General features: G+C 46.8%; 12 protein-coding genes. 1 reads left to right on the plus strand and 11 read right to left on the minus strand.

The window, feature by feature from the left end:
- Positions 1-60 precede the first annotated feature (60 nt).
- The 8 genes from ACJ9N4_RS20495 to ACJ9N4_RS20530 all read right to left on the minus strand — a co-directional run bounded on the left by ACJ9N4_RS20495 (position 61) and on the right by ACJ9N4_RS20530 (position 5,288).
- The gene (locus ACJ9N4_RS20495; protein WP_411500750.1) at positions 61-444 is read right to left on the minus strand and encodes a helix-turn-helix transcriptional regulator; all 384 of its coding nucleotides are present in this window, start codon (positions 442-444) and stop codon (positions 61-63) included.
- A gap of 10 nt (positions 445-454) precedes the next feature.
- Positions 455-796 carry a head decoration protein gene (locus ACJ9N4_RS20500; protein ID WP_411500751.1) on the minus strand — a complete coding sequence of 114 codons (342 nt, stop codon included), beginning with the start codon at positions 794-796 and terminating at the stop codon, positions 455-457.
- Between the two features lie 9 nt (positions 797-805).
- Entirely contained in the window at positions 806-1,846 is a 1,041-nt protein-coding gene (locus ACJ9N4_RS20505) for a major capsid protein (RefSeq protein WP_411500752.1), read from the minus strand.
- A gap of 244 nt (positions 1,847-2,090) precedes the next feature.
- Positions 2,091-2,420, minus strand: a complete 330-nt coding sequence (locus ACJ9N4_RS20510; protein ID WP_411500753.1) for a hypothetical protein — start codon at positions 2,418-2,420, stop codon at positions 2,091-2,093.
- 283 nt (positions 2,421-2,703) lie between these two features.
- Positions 2,704-4,503, minus strand: a complete 1,800-nt coding sequence (locus tag ACJ9N4_RS20515) for a primase-like DNA-binding domain-containing protein (protein WP_411500754.1) — start codon at positions 4,501-4,503, stop codon at positions 2,704-2,706.
- Complete coding sequence (locus ACJ9N4_RS20520) at positions 4,500-4,823, minus strand: DUF4222 domain-containing protein (protein WP_411500755.1); 324 nt, start codon at positions 4,821-4,823, stop codon at positions 4,500-4,502. Before ACJ9N4_RS20520 ends, ACJ9N4_RS20515 begins: the two co-directional genes overlap by 4 nt.
- A gap of 5 nt (positions 4,824-4,828) precedes the next feature.
- Positions 4,829-5,008: a hypothetical protein gene (locus ACJ9N4_RS20525; RefSeq protein WP_411500756.1), complete on the minus strand. Its 180-nt coding sequence runs from the start codon at positions 5,006-5,008 to the stop codon at positions 4,829-4,831.
- Positions 5,001-5,288 (minus strand): host cell division inhibitor Icd-like protein, encoded by a 288-nt coding sequence (locus ACJ9N4_RS20530; RefSeq protein WP_411500757.1) that lies wholly within the window; start codon positions 5,286-5,288, stop codon positions 5,001-5,003. Before ACJ9N4_RS20530 ends, ACJ9N4_RS20525 begins: the two co-directional genes overlap by 8 nt.
- Positions 5,289-5,418: 130 nt before the next feature.
- On the opposite strand from ACJ9N4_RS20530, the gene ACJ9N4_RS20535 reads away from it, so the two are divergent.
- The gene (locus ACJ9N4_RS20535) at positions 5,419-5,598 is read left to right on the plus strand and encodes a hypothetical protein (RefSeq protein WP_411500758.1); all 180 of its coding nucleotides are present in this window, start codon (positions 5,419-5,421) and stop codon (positions 5,596-5,598) included.
- Between the two features lie 77 nt (positions 5,599-5,675).
- On the opposite strand, the gene ACJ9N4_RS20540 is transcribed toward ACJ9N4_RS20535, so the two are convergent.
- The 3 genes from ACJ9N4_RS20540 to ACJ9N4_RS20550 all read right to left on the minus strand — a co-directional run bounded on the left by ACJ9N4_RS20540 (position 5,676) and on the right by ACJ9N4_RS20550 (position 8,042).
- Positions 5,676-6,482 carry a TIR domain-containing protein gene (locus tag ACJ9N4_RS20540; protein WP_411500759.1) on the minus strand — a complete coding sequence of 269 codons (807 nt, stop codon included), beginning with the start codon at positions 6,480-6,482 and terminating at the stop codon, positions 5,676-5,678.
- A gap of 95 nt (positions 6,483-6,577) precedes the next feature.
- Positions 6,578-6,805, minus strand: coding sequence for a helix-turn-helix transcriptional regulator (locus ACJ9N4_RS20545; RefSeq protein ID WP_411500760.1), 228 nt, complete (start codon positions 6,803-6,805; stop codon positions 6,578-6,580).
- A 1-nt stretch (position 6,806) separates the two neighbouring features.
- Positions 6,807-8,042 carry a tyrosine-type recombinase/integrase gene (locus tag ACJ9N4_RS20550; protein ID WP_411500761.1) on the minus strand — a complete coding sequence of 412 codons (1,236 nt, stop codon included), beginning with the start codon at positions 8,040-8,042 and terminating at the stop codon, positions 6,807-6,809.
- Positions 8,043-8,205 lie beyond the last annotated feature (163 nt).

An 8,205-nucleotide genomic window follows, 5' to 3' on the forward strand; every position in this document is an offset into this window, starting at 1 on the left:
GTAAGCCAAACTGCCCGAAAGGACCCGCGCACTTTCGCCGGGTCAATCGGGCTCACTCACCTATCCGATCAGCTTACTTTTGCCGTCCTGGGCCTGTCGGCGAATTCGTTCAGCCTTGAGGCATAGTGATGCATCTGGTTTAACTGGCACAGGAACCTGACATGTCTCAGAGATGCGAGGAATGTTATTGATCCACTCGATAACCTCGCTCAAATACCATGCCTTACGCCCTTCAGTGACCTGTACACGAACCGGAAACTCACCTCGAGCTTCGAGATTGAGCAATGTACGGCGGCTTAGCGTGGTGAGTTCTATCACCTGATTCATATCAACCAGGCGCTCACTTACGTTCATTTTGTCTGCAAGCTCTTGCAGCTCGTTCACTACCGGATCCGGATAGAGAGCATCGGCGGTTGCCATCAGGCTATTGTCTTTAACTTGCATCGCTATCTCCTTACACAAACGCCAGAGGTTGAACAGAAATACCAGAACCAACAAAGGCGGCAATCTTTGCTGAGAGAGCCGTAACCTCTTCCGGCCAGTTGAGTGCATCTACATTCAGCACACCAGCCTTGTAGACCTGCGCCTGTGTCTGGCTTGCAGTATCGACGCTGAAGCACGACACATAAACAGCTTGCCCTGCTTTAGCTCCATCCCATACAACCAGAACACCAGTAGTTGCATCCTGCATCAGTGGTGTCAGCGCCGGGATTACGCCTTTCCCACCAGCAAAGATACCCAGCGTAGATACCAGCGTTTCAGTGCCGGCCACCAGCTCAATGTAATTCGCAGTCATGAATGTTCCTTAAGCCACACGAACGGTGACGAAACGGTTAATGCGGGCCGGGATTGGTTGCGGCGCGGAATGCGTCTGGACATATTCAATAGCCGGGTCACCAGGTACGATATAATTCTTGGGTGCAAGCTCTGCTTTGGTAATGCCCATACGGATGAGTTCCGGATCCTGAATTCCACCATAAGCTACAATGCCCTGCAGGGCAGTGTTACCCAGCACCATCAAATCAGGATCAAGGAAATATTTTTCTGTGCCGTCTTCGTCGGTATAGCGACCGCTGTATACGACGATAGCAACGTCGCCCATATAGCCCTTAAAGCTCACTGAATCACCCAGGTCTTTCAGTGCTGTTTCAAGCTGTGCATTAGAGCCGCGGCGTGTATCGAGTAAATCCTTAATCGCTTTGAATGAGCGGTATTTTCTCCAGACGTTCCCGCCCATGATGATGATATTAGTAACCCCTTCACTCAGTTCTGAGTAAGTTTCAATATCGTCATTTGGATCAAATGTCGATTTATCTTTACCTGACCAGGCAGCGCCACCAGCCTGAGTGATCATGTTCTGTGTTTTGATATTCCAGTCCAGTTCATAGCGTTCGATCCCTTCTCCCTCAATGATATTTTTCCCGGTCGTAACCGCCTGAACAGCAAGCCATTCAATACGCGCCCGGATAGCAATGGATTGCTTCAGAATGGCCTGTTTGATTTTGATATTGCGGGCATCGAGCGTGCTGTATTGCTCTGGGGTTACACCAGCCGGACGAACTGCCAGTTTATTCGGATCAATGCTGCTTTTGGGTTTCATGTACCCCGGCCGGATGGATTTCGATTCGTACCCCTCGTCTCGCGCTACCTTACTGCCCACCATTGGCGAACAGAATGCAGCGATTGGGATGTTTGGGTCATCGATGGTGTCCAGGATGATATCGCGACTTTCGAACGTTACTGCGCGGGTAAAAAATAAATCAGTGAAAAGGGTTTTTAGTTGTTTCTGGATATCCTCGGCACTTACAACCCGGACAAGTGCCGCTGGCGAATATAAACCTGACATATATTACCTCAGTAAAATTTCGAATAGAGTTAGTTGCAGGGATAATGCTATCACTGTAAAAGTGGTATTGGATGTATGCAATGGTATGCAATGAAGTGCAATAATGTATAAAGTTAGTCTGGCATGGTTTCAGAGTTCAATATATCTGTTATCGTCAATGCCGTTATTTCCTCCGAATAACACTGTATATAAAACCTCTGTAATTGCCAAAGCGGGCCTGAGTACGGCCCGTTTTTTTACACTCTCAGTATTTCAAAATAATCCCACCAGTAATCAACCCTGAGAAAATCACCCCAAAGTAAACAGGAAAATACAGAAAAATCATCACAGCTTTAGTTTTTATGTTGCTGGTTTCATTTTCAATTGTTTGCCAGATACTACATACCGAAAATACAAGTGCAATAGTAGTTAGTCCGAGAAGAAACCATACATATACCAGATCAATTCCAACAAGATGGCCTGAATAAAGTTTTCTAGAAAAGATCACCAAAACTAATGACTCCATCAAACTGAGAGCAAAAGCTCCGGAGCTTGCTTGCGCAACACGCGTATAGTTCTCAAGTAGTTCTTTCATTGAAGTATCCTTGCTATAAAAATAAAAAATTAGTCTTTAAGTGTTCACCTGTTCACTCTACAACTTTTCGGCATTTAATTCAGTAGGTTAGATGGTGAACACTCATGTTTAAGGTATTCACTAGTGTTCACCCTACCCTTCACCATTTAGAGCAATAAACAACCAAAAGGTGAATAGGTGAACACTTGGTGAATACTTAACAAAAAAGTGTTCACCTCTCAACGCACTGTTATTCATGAACTTTTTAACATAGTGAATACTGGTGAACACTTTATCTATAACTTTACTCTGATTCATCCTTCTCAGTAATAGAAGCACATGATGGCATCCAGTCACCAGAATCATCATGCAGGGTTACGTTGGAACGTATGCCATGCTTTGTTTTTCTCTTCTGGTATTCCTTGCCATACTCCGCCATCGCGCCAGGCATATCCGTACCGAACCGCATCAATGAGACAGGCTTATTCAATCCATTAGCTCGCATATATGCCAGGTAAGCGTGATATAGGTACTTGCGCGGGCTGAATGGCACTATCTCGGCATTACCGATAAACATCCCGTCACACACTACCGACGCCATCAGGTAGCCGCAGAAGTCCACCAGCGAATCACCTTCGCGTTTGATCGCCAGAGCCTCTTCTGATTTCTGCTGTTCATACAATAGCCGTCTGGCTTCGTCCTGGTCTGTAAAACGTGTAAGTAGATGACGGATAACTACAGCCAGTTCCCCTTCTATTTTCTCTGCCAACATCGAGTCTCGCTCGTTTTCCGGTACTACCTCCGAGAAGTTGAATATCACCCGTCGCCGCGAAATGCCCCCGCTACGGTCGCTGAATGTCATAGCGTTGTTATTGACGGCCAGCACAACAGCCTGTATCCGGGTTGAATACGGTGCTTTGTGTTTGGGGTCGATAGAAACCTTATCACCGCCAGTAATGGCCTTTATCCCGGCACCGTCTCCAGCGTAACGAGTCATATCCGGCATAATGATCAGCGAGTAACCCACCACCAGCGCCCTGTCCCTTGCATCCTCCAGCGCCTTCATGCTGGCCGACACCGTATTAGCCTTACCCGCCAGCATGGTGCAGATCTCCGCCATCACGCTTTTACCGCTACCACCCGGCCCCGTTACCTCCAGGAATAATTGCCAGTCGTACCTGTTCGCCAGCACCATAAACAACGCAGCAAGCACACGATCTGTCTTACGGTCATTACTGGCCACGGAGCGGCGGAGCCACTTCCAGAAGTTCGGCGCGTGGCTGGCCAGCGTTTCCCCTTCGGCTGGTGGACTGAACGGTAGCTCACTGGCTATCAGCAACCAGTCGGTTTTGCTGTGCTGCCTGAATTGCCCCGTTCTGGTATCAAATACCCCATTACTAAAGCCAATCAGATTTCGGGCTGTCACGCCCATAACCGGAAGGCTCAGTTTCATGGTTTCCACCGCAGATTTGACGGCGTTCTGCGAATAGGCCACCTCGGCATCAATGTAAATCTGTGCCATTTCGCGCTGTAGCTCTTTGTCCGGGAGAGGATTCCAGATCACCCCGTTATAGTGGTGCACCGTGTCCGAATCGGCATGGATTGCCAGATCACCGTCATAATGAGCCAGTAACACTTCTCCGCGCTGGCTGGCCCCCATCTGATTCAATGCCGGTGCTACTCCGCTATGGGCAGGTTCGCGTTTCGTGACCGGGAGATCGACAACAACACTATCCGTCCTGATCCTCTCCAGATAATCATGCCAGTCCTCTGGCTGGCGATCCGGAATGCCCTTATACAATTTGGCATCCTGCACCCCCGCCCGCGCCAGCTTCTCACCAATGACGTTAATCAGTATCGGCTCAATGTTCCCGGCCAGATACACACGGGCGCTTCGGCGACCTTTATCGATAATTTGCAGGTTATCCAGTTCTGCCAGCTGCTTTGGCCCCAGATAGATAGGCGGAGTGGTATCTTCGGCAATTTGCTTACCCAACCCCTCTTCCCATCCCCTGGCGTGGGCATATGCATCAGCACCTGCAAAAATAACGGCCTCTGTGAATTTTTCCTTTGGCAGGTGTTTCAGGTTCGGTGCGTTTTTCATTTCAGCCCCTTATCCCATCCGTCAGATCCAACACTCAGCGGCAGAGAAGAGCGCAGAGCAGCGATTTTTTTACGCCCGTTTTCTTTTACGGCCTCCTGCCACTCCCGGCTTTCCACAGGAAGGAAAATAAATTCATTTCGGAACCGGTACTCAGAAAAAACACACTCATGGGAATATCCATCCCGGACATACGTAATACGGCTATCCGTTACGCCTGTGACAGTAATTTTTTCCCCGCGAGAATCTTTCCAGCGGCTGTTCAGCTCGATTTTTGGTTGAGCGATGCCCTCAGGCTGAGCCCGATATAATTTTTTCACCATGAAATTTATTCCTTGTCGGTAGCAGTTAAACCGTATGCATCAGCAGCCTGACGAACTGCCTGGATAAAACCTTCCGGTGTGGCCACGATTTCATTCGGACGAAGACGGCGCTCTGTAACCTGACCGTTTTTAACCGTCAGCAGTACGCGAATCTCGTAATCTGCGGGTAAGTCGGACTTATGCATGACGCACCTCCGTTGGCACGGTATCCGCGCTGTAAGGATCGCTACCCAGAATGCTCCAAAGGATTTGGTTTTCGGGGTACATAAACGACACTGAAAGCGGGCTTTCAGTTCGGATTTTTGCGGCAAAGGTTAACTTCCAGCCGCAGAACGCAGCACGGGCAGTATCTTCGGTATCGGCGACGGTGCGCAGAACTACGGGTGCGCAGACGTGGCCATTGGGAGTGCCAAGGAATAGCCATGTAAATTTGGGGTGAGTTTGGGTATGCTGTGTTCCAGCCATAGTCGTTACTCCAGTTAACGGTTTGGTTAGACGCCTCGAACGTGTTCCCGCACTTCGAGGCGTTGCTTTTTTCCTAACATGTATGTAATGTGTCATTACACATTAACACATTACATCGGGTGTAATTGACGTGTCAACACACAAAAATGAAAGACGTGGAAATCCTCCTTTCCAGTTTCGCTTAGATCCTGAGTTGAGAGAATTAATGGAGCAGGCACAGCAAGCAGATGGAGACGAATCTTTAGCCGCTTGGATTAAAAGGATTATTCGCAAAGAATTGTTACAACGCGGATTCGAAGTGAAAATTTAACGCATAATATTTCATATAGAGCCATTTATTTTCTATGGCTCCATATCATTGTATACTTCTTATGTTCAACGAATGAACTAAACTGCGTAACCAGTAGCTCGTAAATCTTTCATGATGCTATACGCCACCTCTTCAATAGATGAGGTGTACTTTTTATAAATAAGACCATTCAGATCACTTGGAATCACTACATCCCCCGTATATAGACAACATACCTTAGAACGACCTAGTTTCCCTACGAAATAACCAAACTCAAACATTACGTTTGGTCTTGCACGTAATTCCTTTTGCCTCTCATCATCGGGTAAAGAGTCTTCCGGAGATAAATAAGCAATCTCATCAGGGGTGAGAAGAATAAATGCGAAGCCCACATCACTATTTGCTTCAAACTTTTCAATCACTGTCTGCCCAACATCAGCTTGCCTATGAAGAACGATAGGCTCCATCCCGATTTCCCTAAGAAAAACCTCCAGGTTAGTTTTTGATATTTCATCTCGCCCATGAACAATGAAAACCTTTTTGGTTTTTACTGCAGACGTTGATTTGGTTGTAGTTACTTCGTCCACAATGGAAGACGAAATGGTAATTAACTCCAGACGCTCCATTATAGACTCCAATTTCCTTATCTTATTTTGCAATCTATCTTTTGAATCATTGATTTGCTGACCTAAAGATGGATCCATCAAAAAAGCGCCAATGTAACCATTACCATCATATTCCGCTTTAAAATCTTCGTTCGTGAAACTTCTCTTCAATAACTCAGCATTAAAATCACTCCACTTCCTATATTCAGCATCAAAATCATCCAAGTCAGAGCTATTATTGATACTTCTTTGATACAGTGACAAACCTTTTTGGATTCTTTCTTGGATTTTATTTTTCATATCTTCCCTAGATATGATCAATTCACACACACTATTTTGTTGTGTGCTTACTTTCTTCCTAGCTACCATTTCTTTTCACCATTCTAGTTCCACATTTAAGTCCGCCACTCGCCACGTATCCAAGCTTGAACCTCTGAAAGTCGATACGCCACAGCTGTAGCACCAATTTTTATACGCTTGGGAAACTTACCTTCCTTCTCCAGCTTCCAGCGCGTACTGTTCGCAAGAGTAGTCAGTTCCCGACACTCCTTCTCACGGATCATACGGTCGATATTAGGAATGTACTCGAGACCCTTTTTATCAACAACTGCCATTTTTTTCATGTTAACCAGCCTTTTGTTTGAGGATTGTCACTTTTGACTCAACACTTGAGATGCTATTGAGGTATGTAGTCCAGAGTTCCAATGCATCCAGTTTCTTAGCCATAAATTTACTTCGGTTATAAATACCAGCCACACCTGGTAACGCATGGCCTAACAGCTGTTCCACGACATGAAACTCAACGCCCAAATCGCTAAGGTGTGTTGAAAGCGTTCTTCTGAGGTCATGTAGAGACCATTGTTTTTCGTGGCCCAGCCGCTTACCAATTTTTCCACCAATTTTGCTTACGCTTTCCCTGATACGAAGACTACCCAGCACATAGCCGGTATGCTTTGTTTCCTCGTAGACGTCCGTTATCCACTGCCTCAGAACTTCGGGTACTGCCCTTACAATTTCCACTCCAGTTTTTGAATGCTCTTTTGGAACGGACCATACCCAGTTTTTTCGATCCCATTCCTTCCATTCTGATAACCGGGCCTCACTCATGCGGCATCCGAAAACCGTGCACAGAACAAACATTTTCCTGGCGTATTCGGACATCAACTTGATATCAGGCTCAACAAAGATAGCTTTCCATAGCTGCCCTAACTCGGCCTCATTAAGAACACGATCACGCTTACCTGCCGCCTGGCCAACATCGGTCATGCGCAAGTCCTTTAGTGCATCGCAGGTTGCGTACTGGCGAACCCGGCAAAAACGAAGTGCCAGTTTTGTGTCAGAAAATACATACGCCGCCATAACGGGCGCATTACGTTTAATCCGGTCAAAACAGTCCAGCCATTCATAGAGGTGTGTGTCGTTCACAGGCAGATGCCCGATAAAGGGAAAAACGTGTTTACGAAATCGCCCCAGAGTTACAGCATGGGTTTTACGATGAACCTTGCAGTAATTTTCGTACCAGTAACAAAGAGCGTCCTGAACTGTAACCGGCCTAAGACGCTCCTCAGATTGAATCTTTATCTGTATGCGTGGATCTCGTTTCTCTGCAAGCCACGCCCGGCACTCATCCCGCTTCTCCCTGGCTTGTTTTAGCGACATATCCGGATACTTACCTAGCGTTAACCAGACCGGGGCTGTAAGGCCACCAGCTAACCTGTAGAAGAAAACAAAACTCACAGCCCCCTTCTTACTCACACGAACGGAAAGGCCCTTCCCATCCGCTACAGTGATCTGCTTTTCTCTGGATTTTCCCAGATACCCCTTAAGCGCCTTGTCGCTCAGTTTGTTCTCGCTCGCCATTTTACCCCCCAAAAAGCAATACAAGTTGCAATACAGAGGTGATTGCAACGCACAGAAAACGAGGAAAATCCAGTGAAAGCGCCAGAAAAACTTAACCTTTAATATCAAATAATTAAGTGCAAAAACTGGCGACTACACGAAAGCCTCAGAAAGCCATGCTAAG

Origin of the sequence: Enterobacter sp. LM3, from assembly GCF_046622475.1 — a bacterium.
GTDB lineage: Bacteria > Pseudomonadota > Gammaproteobacteria > Enterobacterales > Enterobacteriaceae > Enterobacter > Enterobacter cloacae_P.